Annotated in this window: 21 protein-coding genes; 17 read left to right on the top strand and 4 right to left on the bottom strand. The window is 71.6% G+C overall.

The genetic code is table 11. The annotated features are described in order from the left end of the window. Nucleotides 1–135: 135 nt before the first annotated feature. The 4 genes from msrB to AQJ27_RS30380 all read right to left on the bottom strand — a co-directional run bounded on the left by msrB (nucleotide 136) and on the right by AQJ27_RS30380 (nucleotide 3,640). On the bottom strand, nucleotides 136–543 hold the full coding sequence (msrB, locus tag AQJ27_RS30395) for a peptide-methionine (R)-S-oxide reductase MsrB (protein WP_067375521.1): 408 nt from the start codon (nucleotides 541–543) through the stop codon (nucleotides 136–138). Between the two features lie 28 nt (nucleotides 544–571). Continuing rightward, nucleotides 572–1,957, bottom strand: coding sequence for a UDP-N-acetylmuramate--L-alanine ligase (gene murC / locus AQJ27_RS30390; RefSeq protein ID WP_060900764.1), 1,386 nt, complete (start codon nucleotides 1,955–1,957; stop codon nucleotides 572–574). A 214-nt stretch (nucleotides 1,958–2,171) separates the two neighbouring features. Continuing rightward, the gene (locus AQJ27_RS30385; RefSeq protein ID WP_079065365.1) at nucleotides 2,172–2,645 is read right to left on the bottom strand and encodes an indole-3-glycerol phosphate synthase; all 474 of its coding nucleotides are present in this window, start codon (nucleotides 2,643–2,645) and stop codon (nucleotides 2,172–2,174) included. Between the two features lie 158 nt (nucleotides 2,646–2,803). Then, nucleotides 2,804–3,640, bottom strand: coding sequence for a pyrimidine reductase family protein (locus AQJ27_RS30380; protein ID WP_067375517.1), 837 nt, complete (start codon nucleotides 3,638–3,640; stop codon nucleotides 2,804–2,806). On the opposite strand from AQJ27_RS30380, the gene zapE reads away from it, so the two are divergent. The 17 genes from zapE to AQJ27_RS30295 all read left to right on the top strand — a co-directional run bounded on the left by zapE (nucleotide 3,639) and on the right by AQJ27_RS30295 (nucleotide 19,379). After that, entirely contained in the window at nucleotides 3,639–4,781 is a 1,143-nt protein-coding gene (zapE, locus tag AQJ27_RS30375) for a cell division protein ZapE (protein WP_067375515.1), read from the top strand. The two genes, AQJ27_RS30380 and zapE, sit on opposite strands and share 2 nt — an antisense overlap. A gap of 123 nt (nucleotides 4,782–4,904) precedes the next feature. Then, nucleotides 4,905–5,243, top strand: coding sequence for a hypothetical protein (locus tag AQJ27_RS30370; RefSeq protein WP_067375513.1), 339 nt, complete (start codon nucleotides 4,905–4,907; stop codon nucleotides 5,241–5,243). A 70-nt stretch (nucleotides 5,244–5,313) separates the two neighbouring features. Continuing rightward, nucleotides 5,314–5,892, top strand: a complete 579-nt coding sequence (locus AQJ27_RS30365) for a carbonic anhydrase (protein WP_067375511.1) — start codon at nucleotides 5,314–5,316, stop codon at nucleotides 5,890–5,892. An 8-nt stretch (nucleotides 5,893–5,900) separates the two neighbouring features. Further along, complete coding sequence (locus tag AQJ27_RS30360; protein ID WP_067375509.1) at nucleotides 5,901–7,373, top strand: SulP family inorganic anion transporter; 1,473 nt, start codon at nucleotides 5,901–5,903, stop codon at nucleotides 7,371–7,373. A 99-nt stretch (nucleotides 7,374–7,472) separates the two neighbouring features. Beyond that, on the top strand, nucleotides 7,473–8,408 hold the full coding sequence (locus tag AQJ27_RS30355) for a slipin family protein (protein WP_079065364.1): 936 nt from the start codon (nucleotides 7,473–7,475) through the stop codon (nucleotides 8,406–8,408). 157 nt (nucleotides 8,409–8,565) lie between these two features. Beyond that, complete coding sequence (gene thrS, locus AQJ27_RS30350) at nucleotides 8,566–9,831, top strand: threonine--tRNA ligase (RefSeq protein WP_305793829.1); 1,266 nt, start codon at nucleotides 8,566–8,568, stop codon at nucleotides 9,829–9,831. An 11-nt stretch (nucleotides 9,832–9,842) separates the two neighbouring features. Further along, entirely contained in the window at nucleotides 9,843–10,403 is a 561-nt protein-coding gene (locus AQJ27_RS30345; protein ID WP_159064421.1) for a hypothetical protein, read from the top strand. A 64-nt stretch (nucleotides 10,404–10,467) separates the two neighbouring features. After that, nucleotides 10,468–11,385, top strand: a complete 918-nt coding sequence (locus AQJ27_RS30340; protein WP_067375502.1) for a PPK2 family polyphosphate kinase — start codon at nucleotides 10,468–10,470, stop codon at nucleotides 11,383–11,385. A gap of 243 nt (nucleotides 11,386–11,628) precedes the next feature. After that, complete coding sequence (locus tag AQJ27_RS30335) at nucleotides 11,629–12,510, top strand: polysaccharide deacetylase family protein (RefSeq protein WP_096240096.1); 882 nt, start codon at nucleotides 11,629–11,631, stop codon at nucleotides 12,508–12,510. A 31-nt stretch (nucleotides 12,511–12,541) separates the two neighbouring features. Beyond that, entirely contained in the window at nucleotides 12,542–12,730 is a 189-nt protein-coding gene (locus AQJ27_RS30330) for a hypothetical protein (RefSeq protein ID WP_067375500.1), read from the top strand. A gap of 61 nt (nucleotides 12,731–12,791) precedes the next feature. Further along, the gene (locus AQJ27_RS30325) at nucleotides 12,792–13,547 is read left to right on the top strand and encodes a peptidyl-tRNA hydrolase (protein WP_067375498.1); all 756 of its coding nucleotides are present in this window, start codon (nucleotides 12,792–12,794) and stop codon (nucleotides 13,545–13,547) included. Nucleotides 13,548–13,593: 46 nt separating this feature from the next. Then, nucleotides 13,594–14,238 (top strand): TetR/AcrR family transcriptional regulator, encoded by a 645-nt coding sequence (locus tag AQJ27_RS30320; protein WP_067375496.1) that lies wholly within the window; start codon nucleotides 13,594–13,596, stop codon nucleotides 14,236–14,238. 97 nt (nucleotides 14,239–14,335) lie between these two features. Continuing rightward, entirely contained in the window at nucleotides 14,336–14,974 is a 639-nt protein-coding gene (locus AQJ27_RS30315; RefSeq protein ID WP_067375555.1) for a TIGR03086 family metal-binding protein, read from the top strand. A 119-nt stretch (nucleotides 14,975–15,093) separates the two neighbouring features. Continuing rightward, nucleotides 15,094–15,882: a DUF4142 domain-containing protein gene (locus AQJ27_RS30310; RefSeq protein WP_201264369.1), complete on the top strand. Its 789-nt coding sequence runs from the start codon at nucleotides 15,094–15,096 to the stop codon at nucleotides 15,880–15,882. A gap of 187 nt (nucleotides 15,883–16,069) precedes the next feature. Then, the gene (locus AQJ27_RS30305; protein WP_067375494.1) at nucleotides 16,070–17,431 is read left to right on the top strand and encodes an MbnB/TglH/ChrH family RiPP precursor modification enzyme; all 1,362 of its coding nucleotides are present in this window, start codon (nucleotides 16,070–16,072) and stop codon (nucleotides 17,429–17,431) included. Nucleotides 17,432–17,713: 282 nt separating this feature from the next. Continuing rightward, entirely contained in the window at nucleotides 17,714–18,469 is a 756-nt protein-coding gene (locus AQJ27_RS30300) for a DUF4142 domain-containing protein (protein WP_067375492.1), read from the top strand. 121 nt (nucleotides 18,470–18,590) lie between these two features. After that, nucleotides 18,591–19,379 (top strand): TIGR04222 domain-containing membrane protein, encoded by a 789-nt coding sequence (locus tag AQJ27_RS30295; RefSeq protein WP_067375490.1) that lies wholly within the window; start codon nucleotides 18,591–18,593, stop codon nucleotides 19,377–19,379. Nucleotides 19,380–19,452: the final 73 nt, after the last annotated feature.

Raw genomic sequence — 19,452 nt, 5'->3', positions numbered from 1 at the left:
GCTCAAAGGTGCGAGGGAGCACCGACCGAGCGAGGTGCGCAAGCGGTACAGCGCGTGGGTCACAGGACTGGATCCCCGCATCCCGATGCGCACCCCTTGCGCTCCCCTGCCTCGACGGCCGCGTCTGACGCGACCTCAGTCCTCGTCCGGAGCCAACCGCAGCGAGATGCTGTTGATGCAGTACCGCTGGTCGGTCGGAGTCGGATAACCCTCACCCTCGAACACATGGCCGAGGTGCGATCCGCAGCGAGCGCACCGCACCTCCGTGCGGACCATCCCGTGCGAGCGGTCCGCGATCAGCTCGACCGCGTCGGAGTCCTTCGGGTCGAAGAAGGACGGCCAGCCGCAGTGGGACTCGAACTTCTCGTTCGAGGTGAAGAGTTCGGCGCCGCAGGCCCGACAGGAGTAGACACCCTTGGCCTTGGTGTCGGTGTACTCGCCCGTGAAGGCGGGCTCGGTGCCCGCCTTCCGCAGGACGGTGTACTCGGCCGGGGTCAGCTCCGCGCGCCACTGCTCGTCCGGCTTTTCGATGTCGTACGACATGAAGCTCAACCCCTCACAAACGTCACGGCTACTTCGACAGGCGGGTCAGGATCTCGGGACCGAGGTCCGTCACGTCTCCCGCGCCCATGGTGAGAACGAGATCACCGGGCTTCGCCATTCCCGCGACGACCGAGGGCACCTGCGCCTTGTCGTGGACCGGTGTCACGTCCGCGCCCGCCGCCCGCGCCGCCTCGATGATCAGCTCGCTGGTGACGCCCGGGATCGGGTCCTCGCGGGCCGGGTAGATGTCCAGCACGATCGAGGCGTCGGCCAGCGCCAGGGACTCGCCCATCTCCTTGGCCAGCTCCTGGGTGCGGGAGAACAGGTGGGGCTGGAAGACCACCAGGATGCGGCCCTCGGCACCCGCGCGCATGGCCTCCAGGTCGGCCGTCATCTCGGTCGGGTGGTGCGCGTACGAGTCGACGACCTGGACGCCCGCCTCCTCGCCCTTGAGCTGCAGACGCCGCTTCACACCCGTGTAGGAGGCGATCGCGGGGGCCAGCTCCGCGGCCGGGATGCCCAGCGCCGCGCCCGCCGCCAGCGCGGCCACCGCGTTGTGCGCGTAGTGGCGGCCGGGGACGGAGACGGCGAAGGTCAGCTCCGTGCCGTCGAGGAGCACCGTCACCTCGCTCTTCAGGCCCTGGGGGATCACGGACAGGACCCGTACGTCCGCGTCCGGCGCGTCGCCGTACGTCACCACCCGTACGTCCGCCGGCAGGCGCCGGGTCAGTTCCCGCGCGCCCTCGTGGTCCGCGGAGATCACCAGCGTGCCGCCCGGCACGATCTTGGCCGCGAAGGTCTCGAAGGACTCGTAGATCTCGTCGATGGAGGCGTAGTTGGCGTGGTGGTCGAGCTCGACGTTGAGGACGATCGCGACCTCGGGGGCGTACTTGTGGAAACTGCGGTCCGATTCGTCGGCCTCGGCGACGAAGATCTCGCCGTCGCCGTGCAGGGCGTTCGAGCCGGGGGCGTCCAGGTCGCCGCCGATCGCGTACGAGGGGTTCAGTCCCAGCGCGGAGAGGGAGACGGCGAGCATCGACGTGGTCGTGGTCTTGCCGTGCGTGCCCGCGACCGCGATCGGACGCAGGCCGTCCATCAGCCGGGCGAGGGCGTCCGAGCGGTGGACCACCGGGATGCCGAGCTCGGCCGCGCGGGCCAGCTCCGGGTTGTCCGCGCGGATCGCCGAGGACACCACCACACAGGTGGCGTCGGAGGCCAGGTGGTCCGCCGCGTGGCCGATGTGCACGGTCGCGCCCAGCGCCCGCAGGGCCTCGGCGGTGGCGGACTCCTTCGCGTCGCTGCCCGCCACCTTCGCCCCGCGCTGCGCCAGGATCTTGGCGATGCCCGACATCCCGGCGCCGCCGATGCCGATGAAGTGCGGTCGGTCCATGGCGGTAGGAAGGCCGGGTGCCATGCGTGTATCTCCCAAGATCCGGTACGACGGTGAGCGCGCTCCCGCAGACAGGAGCCCGCCCCAGCCTATTCCGTGCGGCCCCCCGCAACCTCCCAGGGGCGCGAGGCCGTGACATGCGCGGCTGCGCCGCGTGGGCGCGACCAGCCACGTGCGGGCCGCATCCGACCGATCCCGGCGGCCCCCACGACGTCCACGCCCACGCCCGGCGGGAGCCCTACACCTTGCTGTGCGAGAACAGCTTCAGCACCGGCACACCAACCTTGTGGCGGGCCCGCGAGGCCCAGTCGCGGTGGAAGAACTCCTCCACGTAGTGCGGGTCGGTCAGCACGATGACCTCGTCCGCGTCGATCTCGTCGACCAGCTCCTTGAGCGCGTCGAGCGGGTGGTTCTCGATGAGCCGCCCCTCGGCCACGCTGCCGGCCGAGCGCAGCGCCACCAGCGACACGTCGAGGGCCTGCTGCCCCTGACCGGCCGCGTCCGCGCCCTCCGGCGTCTCACGCTCGTGGGCCGCCTCGTCCAGCTCCCCGAGCGCGACGTCGTCGATGGCCCGCAGCAGCCGGTCCGCCTGGTCGCCCCGCGGCTGGAGCAGCACATGGAAGGCGACCACCTCGTCACCGTGCAAGGTGGTGACGAACTCCACGTCGGCGGACGTCAGGGCCTTCTCGATCATCAATACGCTTGTGAACACGACAGGCGCCCTTCTCCTCCGTGGGCCTCCCTGGCCCCCTGCGGAAACCATCCTGCCCCGTGATCGCACGGGGACTGCGATTTTTAGTGTGCCCAGCGGAAGATAATCGGAACGATCTACTCCGCTACCTTTCCCTGACCGACGCCAGGGCCCGCCGGTCAGGGGCGACGGTATCGGGCGAAGAGGAATCCGGCCTCCTCCAGGAGGGACGCCAGTTCGAACCGCTGGGGGACCGCCATCGCGGGCCCCCCGGCGATCCGCTGCGCGTCTCCCGCGGTGAGCGTCGGGGAAAGGGTCAGGCACAGTTCGTCGAGGACACCCGCCGCGACCATCTGGCCCAACAGCCGCGGGCCGCCCTCCGTCAGCAGCCGGGTCATGCCGCGCTCGGCGAGGGCACGTACGGCCCGTACCGGGTCCACGCCCGTCCCGTCCCCTGCGATCACCACCTCGGCGCCCGCCTTCTCGGCCGCCGCCACCCGGTCGGGGGCCGCCGCGGCGCCCGTCAGGACGAGGGTGGGCACCAGGGGAGAGGTGAACAGGGGCAGCGAGAAGTCCAGGTCGAGGCTCGCGGTGACGACGGCGATCACGGGCGCCGGGCCCTGTCCGGCCGCCTCCCGGGACCCCGCGAACTCCGCACGCGCGCGTGCCGGACGGTAACCCTCCTGGCGTACCGTTTCCGCGCCGACGACCACGACGTCCGCGAGAGCCCGCAGCACCCCGAAGATCCGCATGTCGGCGGCGCTGGAGATGCCCTGGGACTTCCCGTCGTGCTGGGCGGCGCCGTCGAGCGTGGAGACCATGTTGGCCCGCAGCCAGGGCTCCCGGACACCGGCGGAGCGGGGCTCGGGGTAGGCGTACGCCTCCGCCAGCTCCAGCAGTTCCCACTCACGGTCCGTCGCATCCGTCACATCCGCCACAGCCGCACGAGGGGCGTCGGGGGCCCCGGCGGTGGCCTGGGCTGCTGTTTCGTAGGTCACAGGGAACAGGCGTCGCATGTCGTGCAGTGTGGCACGGCGCTTAGAGTGGGGAACCGTGTCGTCCTCCACCGCCGCTTCCGGGATCGAACCGATACCCGAAGCAGCCCCCACGTCCCTGTGCGCCCGCGAGCCGCACGTCCCCGCGGACCGGCTGGTCGCCGAGATGGTGCCGCCGCCGCGCTTCGACTCCGTGCGCTTCGAAACGTACATTCCGGACCCGAACCAGCCGAGCCAGACCGAGGCCGTACAGGTCCTCGCCGGCTTCGCGGCCGGTCTCGGCGGGGCGCACGCGGTCGGCGGCGGCAAGCGGGGCTTCTTCGGCTTCGGCAAGGCCAAGGCACCGAAGACCCCGGCCGGCCCCCGGGGCGTCTACCTGGACGGCGGCTACGGCGTCGGCAAGACCCATCTGCTCGCCTCCCTGTGGCACGCCACCCCGGCCGAGCCCGCGCTCAAGGCCTTCGGCACCTTCGTGGAGCTGACGAACCTGGTCGGCGCGCTCGGCTTCCAGAAGACCGTGCAGACGCTCTCCGGGCACCGCCTCCTGTGCATCGACGAGTTCGAACTCGACGACCCGGGCGACACCGTCCTCGTCTCCACCCTGCTCGGCAAGCTGGTCGACGCGGGGGTCGCGCTCGCGGCCACCTCGAACACCCTGCCCGGCAAGCTCGGCGAGGGCCGGTTCGCGGCCGCCGACTTCCTGCGCGAGATCCAGGGGCTGTCCGCGCACTTCCGGCCGCTGCGCATCGACGGCGAGGACTACCGCCACCGCGGGCTGCCCGAGGCCCCGGCGCCGTTCACCGACGAGCAGGTCACGAAGGCCGCGTACGCCACGGCCGGGGCCTCCCTCGACGACTTCCCGCATCTGCTCGACCACCTCGCGCGCGTGCACCCCAGCCGCTACGGCGCCCTGACCGACGACCTGAAGGCCGTCTGCCTCACCGACGTCCAGCCGGTGCCCGACCAGTCGACGGCGCTACGGCTCGTGGTGCTCGCCGACCGGCTGTACGACCGCGAGGTGCCCGTCCTCGCCTCCGGGATGCCCTTCGACCAGCTCTTCAGCGAGGAGATGCTGAACGGCGGCTACCGCAAGAAGTACTTCCGTGCGATCTCCCGGCTCACCGCGCTGGCCCGCGACGCCAAGGGGCTCGTCGAGGCGTAGTTTTTCGGCCCCTCCACAGCGTTTTCGGCCCACTTCACTGTGAAACGTCGAGTTAACCCTGCAAACAACTTGCCGCGTTAACCTATGTATTGACATGGAGGACGAGACGCCGGGAGGGGGCGCATGTTACGAGGCACGACGGCCCGACCCCTGTACGTGGTACTCGCCGCCGTCCTGATCAGCCTCCAGCTCTTCGCCCCCACCGAGGCGTTCGCGTCCGCGCACAGGGGCGAAGTCGTCTCCTGCGCCGAAGCGGAGCATCCGCACAAGGTGGCACCCCCTCTGGGCGCCCGTCAGCGGACCCGCGACGAGGATCTCGTCCCCGACACACCCCCGCGCGCCCTGCTCGCGAGTGACCCCGCGGCCTCGTACGCGCCGCTCGCGCCCGCAGCGGCGCACCCGCGCACGTCGAGATCCTCGACCGCCCGCTCCCGCGCCGCACTTCAGGTCTTCCGCTGCTGAGCGGAGCGTGTCCCCCCACGCTCCGTCTTGTAAGCCGACGCGCCCTCAGGGCGCGCCAGGAGGAACTGACATGCAGCCCCTCATCGACCATGCCCGCTCCTTCGGCCGGCGGCCCGAGGAGTTCGCCTCGCTCGCCGACGGCCAGTCCCCGCAGGTCCTGTTCATCACCTGCTCCGACTCCCGGGTCGTTCCGGCCCTGATCACCGGCGCCCGCCCGGGCGAGCTCTTCGAGCTGCGCACCGCGGGCAACATCGTCCCGCCCTACGTCCCCGGCCGGCCGACCTCCGAGGCGGCCACCGTCGAGTACGCGGTGGACGTGCTCGGCGTGTCCGAGATCGTGGTCTGCGGCCATTCGCACTGCGGCGCCGTCGGCGCGCTGGTGCGCGGCGAGGACCTGACGGCCGTACCCGCCGTGCGCGACTGGCTCGCGCAGGCGCAGCGCCCGTCCGACGCGTCGGGCGACGACCCCACCGTCGCCGACGCGGTGCAGAACCACGTCCTCGCGCAACTGCTCAGGCTCCGCGGATACCCCTGTGTGGAAAGGGCCCTGACGAGGGGCCGGCTGCGTCTGCACGGCTGGTACTACGAGGTCCACACCGGAGCCGTGCGCGAACACCGTGCGCACACCGACACCTTCGAGGCCCTGTGAGCCGCGCGATGAACACTTCGAGCCTCATGGACAGACTCCCCCACCTGCGGCAGGACTTCGCCGCCTCGATCGTGGTGTTCCTGGTCGCCCTGCCGCTGTGCGTGGGCGTCGCCGTGGCCTCCGGTGTCCCGGCGGAACTCGGCCTGGTCACCGGCATCGTGGGTGGTCTCGTCACCGGCCTGATGCGCGGCAGCAGCCTTCAGGTGTCGGGGCCGGCGGCCGGACTGACCGTGCTGGTCTTCGAGGCCGTACGCGAGTACGGCCTCGCCGTCCTCGGAGTCGTCGTGCTCGCCACGGGTGTGCTCCAACTCCTCATGGGCGCCCTGAAGCTGGGGCGCTACTTCCGGGCCATCTCGCTGGCCGTCGTCGAGGGCATGCTCGCCGGGATCGGCCTCGTGCTGATCGCGGGCCAGCTCTACTCGATGGCCGGGCTCAAGGCCCCCGCCTCCGGACTCGACAAGCTCGCCGGACTGCCGGAGGCCGTCGTCGACGCGGCCCGCAGCACCGAGGCGCTGACCTCGGTCGGACTCGGGGCGGGCACGATCGCCGTGCTCGTCCTGTGGCAACGGCTGCCGCGCCGGGTGCGTACGGTGCCGGGGGCGCTCGGCGCGGTCGTGCTGGCCACACTGGTGGCCTCGGGGTTCGGACTGCCGGTGGCCAAAGTCGAGGTGCGGGGGCTGGTCGGCTCGATCCGGCTGCCGAGCCTGGAGGCCTTCGGAGAGCTCGCGAGCGTGGGCGTGCTCGGCACGGTGCTCGCCTTCACGCTGATCGCCTCCGCCGAGTCGCTGTTCAGCGCGGCGGCCGTGGACCGGATGCACAACGGCCCCCGGACCGAGTACGACAGGGAACTGATGGCGCAGGGCACGGGCAACACGCTCTGCGGACTGCTCGGCGCGCTGCCGATGACCGCGGTGATCGTGCGCAGCGCTGCGAACGTCCAGGCGGGCGCGCGGACGAAGGCGTCCCGCGTGCTGCACGGCGTCTGGCTGCTGCTGTTCGCGGCGCTGCTGCCCGCCGCGCTCGGCGTCATCCCGCTGCCCGCCCTCGCCGGCATCCTGGTGCACGCGGGCTGGAAGCTGGTCCCGCTGCGCGAGGTCGTCTCGCTGTGGCGCGAGCACCGGGGCGAGGCGCTGATCCTCGTCGTCACGGCGGTGTCGATCGTCGCCGTCAGCATGTTCGAGGGGGTGCTCATCGGGCTCGCCCTGGCGATCGCCAAGACGGCGTGGGAGGCCTCGCACGTCCGCCTGGAGGTCATAGACAAGGGTGCGGGTCCCGTCCAGGCGTATCTGTCGGGCAACGCGACCTTCCTGAGGCTGCCGAAGATCCTCGACAGCCTTGAGGCACTGCCCCAGGACCGCCCGGTCGAGCTGGACCTCTCCGGCCTGCACCACCTCGATCACGCCTGCCGGACCGCGCTGGAGAACTGGTCGGCGCGGCACAGTGCGGCGGGGACGGAACCGGTGAAGGTGACCACCGGCTGACCCCCGGGCTCGCGGTCGGGGGGAACCTCGACCGCGAGCCCGTCGTTGGGCATATCGTGGGATCAGTGGTGGTATGCGGCGGCTCGAAAGGGGGTCGTCATGCTCGAAGAGCTCTTGGCCACGGCCGCGGTGGTCGGTACGGCGGGGGTGGTGTACGTCGTCGCGGCGGCCCGGGTCGTCAAGCAGTACGAGCGGGGCGTGGTGCTCCGGCTCGGGCGGCTCCGGGGTGGCATCAGGCCGCCCGGGTTCACCATGATCATCCCCGGTGTGGACCGGCTGCGTAAGGTCAACATGCAGATCGTGACGATGCCCGTCCCCGCGCAGGACGGCATCACGCGGGACAACGTCACGGTCCGGGTCGACGCGGTCATCTACTTCAAGGTGGTCGACGCGGCCGACGCCGTCATCCAGGTCGAGGACTACCGCTTCGCCGTCTCGCAGATGGCGCAGACCTCGCTGCGCTCGATCATCGGCAAGAGCGACCTGGACGATCTGCTCTCCAACCGGGAGAAGCTCAACCAGGGCCTGGAGCTGATGATCGACAGTCCGGCCATGGGCTGGGGTGTGCAGATCGACCGGGTCGAGATCAAGGACGTGTCGCTGCCGGAGACGATGAAACGGTCGATGGCCCGGCAGGCCGAGGCCGACCGGGAACGGCGCGCCCGCATCATCAACGCGGACGCCGAGCTCCAGGCCTCGAAGAAGCTGGCGGAGGCCGCCGGGGTGATGTCCGAACAGCCCGCCGCGCTCCAACTGCGGCTGCTGCAGACCGTGGTGGCGGTCGCCGCCGAGAAGAACTCCACCCTCGTGCTCCCCTTCCCGGTGGAACTGCTGCGGTTCCTGGAACGGGCGCAGGTCCAGCCGGGGGCGCCGACGGTGGAGCAGATACCGACGCGTCCGCGGCCCGACGAGCACAAGGACGACGAGTTCGTGCTCGATGAACCCAAGGGCGACAAGTTCAGGCGCGAGGAGCCGGAGGACGACGAGTTCCCGCTCGACAACCCCGACGCAAGCCCTCTCCCCGGCCCCGAATGATCACCCCCGACAATTGCCGCGACCGCCCGCCGACTCCCTGCTAGCGTGCCTCCCATGAAGCGTGCCGCCGTGAAGACGACGACGCCGGAGAGTGTCCCGGCGCGCTGACTGCTGACGAGTCCGAAGCCCCGGGGCGAGTGCCCCGGGGCTTCGCCGTGTGGTCACTCGCCCCTCGAGAAGCGAGGAGACCACCATGACCACCCTCCCCGACCACCGCCGACTCGGCCGTGAACTGGACCTGTTCGACACCGATCCCCTGATGGGCGCGGGCCTGCCCTACTGGCTGCCCGACGGCGCGGCCGTGCGCCACGCCCTGGAGGAGTACGTCCGCGACGCCGAGCGGCGCGCGGGCTACCAGCACGTGTACTCACCGGTGCTGGGCAAGCGGGAGCTGTACGAGATCTCCGGGCACTGGTCGCACTACAGCGAGGACATGTTCCCGCCGATGGAACTCGGCGGCGAGCAGGTGGTGCTGCGCCCGAGCCTGTGTCCCCACCACGCGCTCATCTACCGCTCCCGCTCCCACAGTTACCGCGAACTCCCGCTCCGCATGGCCGAGTTGGGCGGGATGTACCGTTCCGAGCCGTCCGGTGTCCTCGGCGGCCTCACCCGCGTACGCGCCATCCAGCTCAACGACGCGCACCTCTTCTGCACCCTGGAGCAGGTCGCCGAAGAGGCCTCGGCGGCACTGCAGTTGATCCACCGGGCATACGAGGCGATGGGCATCCGCGCGGCCCGCCACCGGCTCTCCCTGCCGGGCCCCGGCGGCAAGTACGTCGCCGACCCCGAGCTGTGGCGGCGCTCGGCGGCACTGTTGCGCGAGGTCCTCGACCGCTCCGGGGTGGCGTACGAGGCGGTCGAGGGCGAGGCCGCGTTCTACGGCCCCAAGATCGACGTCCAGATCGCCGATCCGGCGGGCCGGGAGTCCACCCTCTCCACCGTCCAGGTCGACTTCCACCAGCCCGAACGCTTCGACCTGCACTACATCGGCGCCGATGGGGCGAAGCACCGGCCGGTCATGGTCCACCGCAGTGTCATCGGCAGCCTGGAGCGGGCCGTCGCCCACCTCATCGAGGCGCACGGCGGCGCCTTCCCGCCCTGGCTCGCCCCGACCCAGCTGGTGGCCCTGCCCGTCTCCGACGCGCGGGCCGAGGTCGAACAGGCGGCCGATCTCGTACGCCGCTGCCTGGACCGGGGCCTCCGAGCCCGGCTCATCACCCCTGACCAGGGCACCCTGGGCGCCCGGATCCGCGCCGCCCGTCTGGTCCCGTACCAGGCGGTGATCGGCCCCCGGGAGACCGCGGCCGACGAGATCGCCCTGCGCCTGCGCGACGGCCGCCGCCTCGACCCGGGGCCCGCCACCGAGGCGCTGGACCGCATCACCCGTCTCGTCCGCGCCCGCAGCACCGAGCTGATCGGCTAGATTTCCGCGCCGTGGACAAACTTCCGGTGCGCCAGGGGTGGTTGAGACAGCGGTGGCGGTCGGTGGCCGTGCTGGGAGCGGTCTTCGCGCTGGCCGGGGGCGGGGCGCTGTACGCGGAACTCCGCCCGGTGTTCCCGCGGACGGACGCGCGGGCCTGCTCCGACAGCACCGTGCCGCTGGCGGAGCAGGCCGACGCGGCCGCGCTGGCACTGCCCGAGCACGCGACGGACCTGCGCTACGACACCGCCCGTCTCCGCCCGCGGGCCGGGACCCCGAGGGGCACGACCGGCAGGACGGTCCTGAGGATGGAGTTCCGCACCACGTCCGTCGACATCCAAAGGTGGCTGGTCGCCAACCGTCTGCCGAAACCGACCGACTTCGACACCTGGGGCGGTCCGGAGGCGCTCGGCGCGACCTGCGGGGTCCTGGAGGACGGCTTCTCGGACTGGCAGACCACGAGCGGGCGGCTCGCGGCGACCGTGACGACCCCGTACGGGCTGCGCCTCATCGTGAACATCGACCCCGACAGCCGTCCGCGACCGGCCGTCCTGGTCACCCTCGAAGAGGCCTGAGCACGACTCGCGGGTACCCGGCTCCCGTCGCACCATCGAGGGACACGGCCGGAAGGGGTACGCGGTGGCCAAGAAGGACGGCAAGGGTACGAAGGACGGCAGGGGCACGAAGGACGGCGAACAGGGCACGAGCGGAACCCCGGCCCCGCTGCGCCGACTGCTGCGTGTTCCCAGCGGCAAGGACGTCGACCTCTCCTCGTACGGCGCCAGGGCCACGCCCGCCGGTCCCCGCGACAAGGCCGCCGGGCTGGCCGCCATCCCCCAGATGGCCGATCGCCTCGCCGACCTGCAAGAACGCCTGTGGGCCGCGAGCACGGCGGGTGACCGCCGCCGGGTCCTGCTGGTCCTTCAGGGCATGGACACCAGCGGCAAGGGCGGCACGGTCAAGCACGTCATCGGGCATTTCAACCCCGCGGGCTGCCGCATCCGGGGCTTCAAGGCGCCGACCGCCGAGGAGCGCGGGCACTCCTTCCTCTGGCGGATCAGACGGGCCCTGCCCGAACCCGGCGAGATCGGCATCTTCGACCGCTCGCACTACGAGGACGTGCTGATCGCCCGCGTCCGCGAACTGGCTCCCCGCAAGGAGATCGCCCACCGATACGGCGAGATCAACCGCTTCGAGAAGTCCCTCGCCGACGACGGCGTCACCGTGGTGAAGTGCTTCCTCCACATCTCCTACGACCAGCAGCACCGCCGGCTCCTCCGCCGGCTCGACAACCCCGACAAGCACTGGAAGTTCAGCCCCGACGACATCGACGACCGTGAGCTGTGGCCCGCGTACCAGAAGGCGTACGAGATCGCCCTGGAGCGCTGCTCCACACCGGAGGCCCCCTGGTTCCTCGTCCCCGCCGACCGCAAGTGGTACCGGAACTGGGCGATCAGCACCCTGCTCCTGGAACACCTCGAGGCACTGGACCCGCAGTACCCGAAGGCCGACTTCGACGTGGCGCAGGCCAGGCAGCGGCTACTGGAGGACAGCTGACCTGCACGGACCCGCCCAGGCGGCGGGGTTCGATCCTGCACGCGGACACGGGAAAAGGGAACCGACGTACGAGACCGACATACGAGACCGTCGTACGAGACCGACGGATGAGACCGACGTACGAGACGACGTGAGAGGCGGCGTGCGTTCCGCCGGGTCCAGCCGGGTGACTTCCGTGCCCCCGTCGCCGGGCTCGTGCGAAAAATGGGGGAATAGTCGGTATTACCCACATATCTTCATCGGGTGATCATTCCAGTACGACGATTCGTCGCGACCTGCGCCCTCGGCGCACTCGGGGTCGCGCTCGCCGCCTGCGGGACCCCAGGAACCCCGCACGCCGCCCGCCCAGGGCACCCCGCGTCGGCCTCGGGCAGCGCGAACGCCCAGCCCCCGCGACCCCCCACACTCGCCCCCGGCTCCAGCGGTATCACCCCCGTCTTCACCAACGGTCCGCGCACGAAGGACAAGATCGTCTCGCTGACCTTCGACGCGGACATGACCGCCAACGAGGGGACACGCGCCGCGGCCGGGGAGCACTTCGACAACCCCGAACTGATCGCCACGCTGCGCGCGTTCAAGGTACCGGCGACCCTGTTCATGACCGGACGATGGGCCGACGAGTACCCCAAGGAGGCCAAAGACATCGGGCAGGACCCGCTGTTCGAGGTCGCCAACCACTCGTACAGTCACTACGCCTTCACCGACAACTGCTACGGCCTGCCCATCGTGCCCCAGGAGCGGATGCGGGCCGAGGTGGAGGAGGCCTACACCGCCTTCAAGAAGGCGGGCGTGCCGCACGCGATGCCCTACTTCCGGTTCCCCGGCGGGTGCTACGACCAGCAGGCCCTGCGCACGCTGAGCGCCGTAGGCGTGACCGCCGTGCAGTGGGACGTCGTCAGCGGGGACGCCTTCGCGACCGACGCCGACGCCGTGGCCCGGCAGGTGCTGGAGGGTGTGAAGCCCGGATCCGTCGTCGTCATGCACTGCACGCGCAGCGCGGCTCCGGTGACCGAACAGGCCCTGCGGACGATCGTCCCCGAGCTGCGGAAGAAGGGTTTCCGCTTCGTGAAGGTCTCCGAGATGATCGGCTCGGCGACGCAGGGCGAGCGGCACGGCACCACGTAGGCGTGCTCCGGTCCCGGCCTACGCTGGGACCATGAGCGAGGACTACTGCGCCACCCCGGCGGCCCCCACCCCGGCACCGGACCCGACCGACGCCGGGCCGCCGTTCGCCGAGTGCGTGCTGTGCCGGAAGCCGACCGAGTACCCGGAGTCGTACAAGGGGATCACGCTGTGCCCCGTCTGCGAGTGGCAGGAGGCACAGCGGACCGCCTGTTCCGGGTGACGGTGGCGGTGGTGTGACCGCCCGCCGAAGAACCGATCTTCCGCCTGGCACACTGGAGGGCGTGAGCAGCGACCCGACCGTAGCCGACGCACCCGGCCGACCCGACGTACCCGGCTCGGCCGAGGACAGCCCCTTCCGATCCGAGCGCACCGCGCGCGACGAGGCCCCGCAGTTCGTGCTGCCGCTGGTCGTGCGCATCGAGAAGGCCGCTCCCCCGGCACGCACGGACGCGCTGGAGACCGCGGCCCGCGCCGTGCTGACGATCCTCAGCGATGAGCGGGCCCTCGGGGACGGCGAGTGGGCGCAGGCTGTGCGGGACTGGCAGGACGCCCGGATCCGCAAGGTCGTACGACGGGCGCGTGGCGCCGAGTGGCGGCGGGCCGAGGCTCTGCCAGGCATCACGGTGACCGGGAAGTCCGCCGAGGTGCGCGTCTTCCCGCCGGTCCCCCTGGACGGCTGGCCGAAGGACCTGGTCAAGCTCCAGGTCTCCGGCACCGACCTCGACGACCCGGAGCCGCCGGTGGACGCGGACCCGACGGCGCCCATGCTGTGGCTCAACCCCGATCTCGACATGTCGGCCGGCAAGACGATGGCGCAGGCCGGGCACGGCGCGCAGCTGGCCTGGTGGGAACTGTCGGACGAGGAGCGGGCGGCCTGGCGCGACGCCGGCTTCCCCCTCGCCGTCCGCACCGCCGACCCGGCCCGCTGGAGTGGACTCACCACCTCCGGGCTGCCGTTGGTGCGCGACGCCGGGTTCACGGAGATCGCGCCGGGGTCGTGCACCGTGGTGGCCGACCATCCGGCGCTGCGCTCCTGACCGATCCCGACCGACCCTGAGTGACCTACGGACCCGAGGAGGCGCGATGGCCGGGACCCGGCTGGACGGCAGGGTCGAACGCGGCAACCGCACGCGGCAGTTGGTGCTCCGCCGCACGGTCGACATCGCCTCGGTCGAAGGACTGGAAGCACTGTCCGTGGGCCGTCTCGCCACCGAGCTCCAGCTCAGCAAGAGCGGGGTCTTCTCGCTCTTCGGCTCCAAGCAGGAACTGCAGCTGGCCACCGTGCGGGAAGCGGCGCGCATCTACGTCGAGCAGGTGATCCGGCCCGCGTCCGAGACCCCCGCCGGTGTCGCCCGGATCTGGCGGCTGTGCGAACTCTGGCTGGACTACTCCCAGGGCCGGGTCTTCCCGGGCGGCTGCTTCTTCTACGAGGTCATCGCCGAGTTCGACGCCCGGTCGGGGCCCGTGCACGACGCCGTCGCGCAGGCCCAGCGGGACTGGGCGGCCCATGTGGAGCACACCATCACCGAGGCCCGCGACCTGGGTGAGCTGCGCTCCGACACGGATGCCGCGCAACTCGCCTTCGAGCTCATCGCGTTGATGGAGACGGCGAACGCGGTGTCGGTGCTGCGCGACGAGACGGACGTCTATCGCAGGGCCCGCGTCGCCATCCTTTCCCGGCTGCGCGCCGCGGCGACCGACCCGTCCCTCGCGCCAGAGCCCTCCTGAGCCGCCGAGCCCTCCCGACCCGCCGAGCCTTGACGAGGGAACCATCACGGCCGAAAACAAGTAGCACGATCGTTCGCTCAGTTTTATGCTCGGCCGTATGACATCGACCGGAGTGGACATCGTCGAGCTCGACCGGATCGCCGTGTACGAGTCGCTGCGGCTCGTCGGGCTGGCGCGGGGCACGGACTGGGAGCGGGACACACCGTGTGCGGGGTGGACGCTGCGGCGGCTGGTGGCGCACATGGCCGCACAGCACCACGGGTTCGCGGCCGCCGCCCGGGGAGCGGGGCACGAGACGGCGCACTGGCGGGAGCCGCAGGACATGAGCGACCCGGAGCGGACCTACCGGGGAGCGGCGACGGCGGTGCTGGCCGCGTTCGCCGAACCGGGCGTGACGGAGGGGGAGTTCGTACTGCCGGAGATCAGGGCGGGGGGCGCGTTCCCCGGCGGGATGGCCCTCGGCTTCCACTTCGTCGACTACGTGGTGCACGCGTGGGACGTCGCCGCCACGCTCGGCGTCGGACTCGAACTGCCGGACCACGTCCGCGGGGCGGCCCTGGCCGTCGCCCGCCTCGTACCGACGGATCCGGCCGGTCGCGGGCCGGGGTTCGCGTTCGCGCCGCCGGTCGACGTGCCCATGGGCGCGGATCCGCTGGACGAGGCACTGCGGCTGCTCGGACGTACACCGGAGAAGTGGCCGCTGTCGGGTGATGGCGCGGATTCACAGCCGATTTGACCTGAACCGAAGGTTCGCTTTAGTCGTGCTTGAACATTCCCGGCGTCCCGCACGTATCTCACGTCGCTGGCCAAGTACAGGTTTCCAACGACCAGTTGGTTTCCCCCGGGAGGCTCATTTTGCGGCGTATCAATGGTTCCGCCTTCGTCATCGCGGCGCTCGCCGCCACTGTCGGCGCGCTCGTGTTCCCTGTGTGGTCGTACGCCGACCGCGCCGGCACGGGGCAGGCGAATCTGGCGGCGGGGACGGTGAACACACAGTGGGGGCCCCTGTCCGCCTCCGACCGCGACCTGATCGTGCGCGTGCGGCTGGCCGGACTCTGGGAACTGCCGGCGGGACAGCAGGCGCTCGAGCGGGCCCCCAACAAGGCGATCAAGGAGGTGGGCGACCACCTGATCGTCGGCCACACCGACCTCGACAAGCGGGTACGGGTCATCGCGGCCCAGCTCAATGTCGAGCTGCCGAACCAGCCCAACGCGCAGCAGCAGGGCTGGCTGCAGGAGATGACCGCGGCGACGGGCGCGGAATACGAACGGAAGTTCGTGAACCTGCTGCGGGCCGCGCACGGCAAGATCTTCCCGGCGATCGGCGCGGTCCGTAACTCCACCCGCAACACGCTGGTCCGGCAGCTGGCCTCCGACGCCAACCAGACCGTGCTGGACCACATCACCATCCTGGAGAAGACCGGGAGCGTCGACTTCGACGCGATCGCCAACGACACGGCGGCCCTGTCGACCGCGAGCCCGACCGGTCCCCCGGCGCCGGTCGCGGGCATCACGGCGCCCTCCGCGCCGCCGGTGCAGCCGGCCGACGGCGTCGTCGCCACGTCGAGTCCGTCGCCCGCGCCGCCGGGGCAGGTCAACACCTCCCGGCCGGAGCCCTCGGATCCGGACAACGTGCTGCGGTAGCCGGTGCGGCCGCCGGCGCCTCGGGGTGCCGGCGGAACCTCAAATGTTGCTCTGAACGTCCGGCGTGATGGGTTCGGCCCCGCTTCCCGGGGCCATGACTCCGTCACGCCGGAACACGGCTCCGTCGTGAGGAGACAGCGGCCGGGGTTGCAGCAGCCGGGGTTCGAGCGGTGACGGAGGAGGCGACATGACACAGCCGAGGTGGTTGGGGACGGGAATCGGGTGGCGGCCGGAGATCGCCGAGGCCGTGGAGCGCATGCCCGGCATCGACTGGGTCGAGGCCGTGGCGGAGAACCTGTGCCCCGGGCATCTTCCCGAGTCGCTGCTGCGGCTGCGCGAGCGGGGCGTCACGGTGGTGCCGCACGGGGTCTCGCTCGGCCTCGGCGGCGCGGACCGGCCCGAGGAGTCCCGCCTCGCCGCCCTCGCGGAGCGGGCCGAGGCGCTGGGCTCGCCGCTCGTCACGGAGCACATCGCGTTCGTACGGGCCGGGGGCGCGCTCACCGCGTCGCCCTCGCTGGAGGTCGGACACCTGCTGCCGGTCCCCCGCACCCGGGACGCCCTCGACGTGCTGTGCGAGAACGTCCGTATCGCGCAGGAGGCCCTTCCCGTCCCGCTCGCGGTCGAGAACATCGCCGCGCTGATCTCCTGGCCCGGGGAGGAGATGACCGAGGGGCAGTTCCTGTACGACCTGGTGGAGCGCACCGGCGTACGCCTCCTCATCGACGTGGCCAACCTCCATACGAACCACGTCAACCGGGCCGAGGATCCTTCGAAGGCCCTCGACGAACTCCCCGTCGAGGCCATCGCCTACGTCCACGTCGCCGGCGGCTTCGAGCGGGACGGCGTCTGGCACGACAGCCACGCCCACCCCGTCCCCCGTCAGGTCCTCGACATCCTGGCCGACCTCGCCTCCCGCGTGACCCCACCGGGGGTCCTCCTGGAACGCGACGAGAACTTCCCGGACCCGGGCGAACTGGAGAGGGAGCTCGGGGCGATCAGAGTCACCCTGACGAAGGCACGGGCACGGGTCGTGACGCCGTCCGAAACCCCGGCAGGCCCGCACTCGGGTGAGGCCGCCGCTCCTGCGAGCGGCGCCTCCGGGGCAGCCGGGAGCCGCGCGGCCGACGTGGCCGTGGGTACGCGGCAGCGGCTTGCGCTCGGGCAGGCCGCGCTGTTGTCCGCGCTCGTCGCGGGTACCCCCGTGCCCGAGGGGTTCGACCGGGGGCGGCTGGGTGTGCAGGCGCGGGCACTCGCGGCCAAGCGGGCGGACGTCGTCGCGAAGGTGGCGGCGGAGCTGCCGGAGATCCTCGAAGACGCGTACCGGCCGGCGTTCCTCGCGTACGCGCAAGGGCATCCGATGAGCGGTGGGTACCGGCGCGACGCGTTGGACTTCGCCGAGTACATGCTGCTCGCGGGGCACCCCGAGGACGCGGAGACGCGGCGGCGGCTGCGTGCATGGTGGCTGGAGCGGTCCGGCCCGACCCCGCCGTCGCAGCGGCCCGCGGCCCGGCTGGCCCGCGCGACCCGCCGGGTACTGCTGCGCCGCTGACCCCGCCCGCGCCGCAGGACCCGACGCGCACTGCTACGCGCGCCGTAGTGCCTCGCCCCGGCAGAGTGTGCCGGGGTTAACACCGGGCCCCTCCCGGCCGGATTCCGTGTCTGGTTTCCTGGGTTTCCTGATGGTATGGACTCCGGTCGAACTACCTCATTCGGCGCCTTCCTCCCACCCGGCAACCCTTTCTCCTCGTACGGCAGTTGGCGTAGTGCCCGAAGTAATATGCCAACCCGCACCCGTAGCGCACTAGCGTGCGGTGCCGCAACAGGAGGCACCATGCGATCCATCAACCGCACCGGATTGGTCAGTGGGACAGGACTCATCATCGCGGCCCTCAGCGCGACCGTCGCCGCCCTGATCTTTCCGATCTGGTCGTACGCGGACCGCGCCGGGACCGGCCTGGACACCCTGAACGCCCAGTCCGTGTCGACGCAGTTCGGTCCGCTGTCCGCACTGGACCGGGAGTTCGTCACCAAGGTCCGGCTCGCCGGGCTGTGGGAGCTGCCCGCCGGCCAGCAGGCCGAGGAGCGCGGCACCACCCAGGCCGTGAAGACGGCGGGCGCGCACCTCGTCGAGGGCCACACGTTCCTCGACGCGCGCGTCCGGAACGTCGCCGCGCGGCTCGGACTCGAACTCCCGAACCAGCCCAACGCCCAGCAGCGCGGCTGGCTGGCCACGCTCGACGCCGCGCACGGCACGGACTACGACCAGAAGTTCGCGAACATCCTGCGCAGGGCGCACGGCAAGGTCTTCTCCGTCGTCGCTCAAGTCCGCGCGAACACCCGCAACTCCCTCGTACGGGACCTCGCCGACGACGCGAACACCACGGTGCTCGACCACATCAAGGTCCTCGAAGCCACCGGGTACGTGGACTTCGACGCCCTCGCCCAGGACGCCGCGACCGCGAGCCCGCCCCCGCTGACGGCATCCCCGGCCCCGCCGGGTCCCACCGAGTCCCCGGACAGCCCCGTCCCCGTCACCCCGGCCGGAACCTATCCACTGCCCCCGGCCGCGTCCCGCCCCAAGGGCTAGCCGCGCGCCGCCCCTTGGGGAGCGCGTCGGCGGGCACCGAAACGTCACAGAGCCACAACGCTCCGTCCATATCGCGGGCATACCGTGGCGCCGACCTGGACTCCTCGCGTAGAAACACGCCATGTTCTGGGTCCTTCTCCTGCTCCTGGCCTGGGCCGCGGCCGGTATCTCCTGCACTCGGCTGTGCCTGGCCGCCGTGCGCGCGGCGGCGGTCGACGCCGACGCGGCGCGCGGACACCACCTCACGCTGTACGAGGCGGCGTTCCTGTCCGGCGGCCCCGCCCGGGTCGCCGATCTGACCCTGGTGTCGATGGCCCGTCAGCGGCGGCTGCTGCTCGCGCACACGGGCTGGGCGACCGTCGTGGACCCGCGCGGTCGCGACGAGATGGAGCGCTCGGTGATAGGGGCGATAGGTCCGCAGGGGCAGTCCCGGATAGCGCCCGTACGGGCGAGCACGGCCGCCGCGGACTCCGTACGCCGCCTCGCCGACCGTCTCGTCGCCGCGGGCCTCGCCGTGCCCGACGGCGCCCGCACCACCGTCGCGAGCGCCATCCGCCAGGTCCAGGCCGCCGCCGCGGCCGTCCTCGCGCTCGGCGCCGTCGCCGTGCTGATGCCCTCCCAGTCCCGGGCGAGCGAGAACGACGTGCCGATCGCCGTGTGGTTCTCGCTGCCGCTCATCCTCACCGTGAGCTGTCTCGCCATCGCCCGCATCGAGGTCCACCCGTACACGCGCTGGGCCTCCCCGGCCGGACAGCGGCTGCTCGGCACCCTCGCCCGGCACCCCGACGCCACCGGCGACGACCGTACGTACCTCACCTCGGTCGCCGTACGCGGCGTACGCGCGGTCGGCGAGCCGGAGCTGCGCGCGGCCTTCGCGCACCGCGACCGAAGCCCCGAGCGGCAGCGCTGACGGCGCCCGAGGGGGCGCATAGGGGTCATTGGGGCCGACACCGGCACCAGGTGCTTTACTTCATCAACTGACG

This window comes from Streptomyces olivochromogenes, assembly GCF_001514115.1.
In the GTDB taxonomy this organism is placed as follows: Bacteria; Actinomycetota; Actinomycetes; order Streptomycetales; family Streptomycetaceae; genus Streptomyces; species Streptomyces olivochromogenes.
This window is presented reverse-complemented; position numbering and strand designations above follow the sequence as displayed.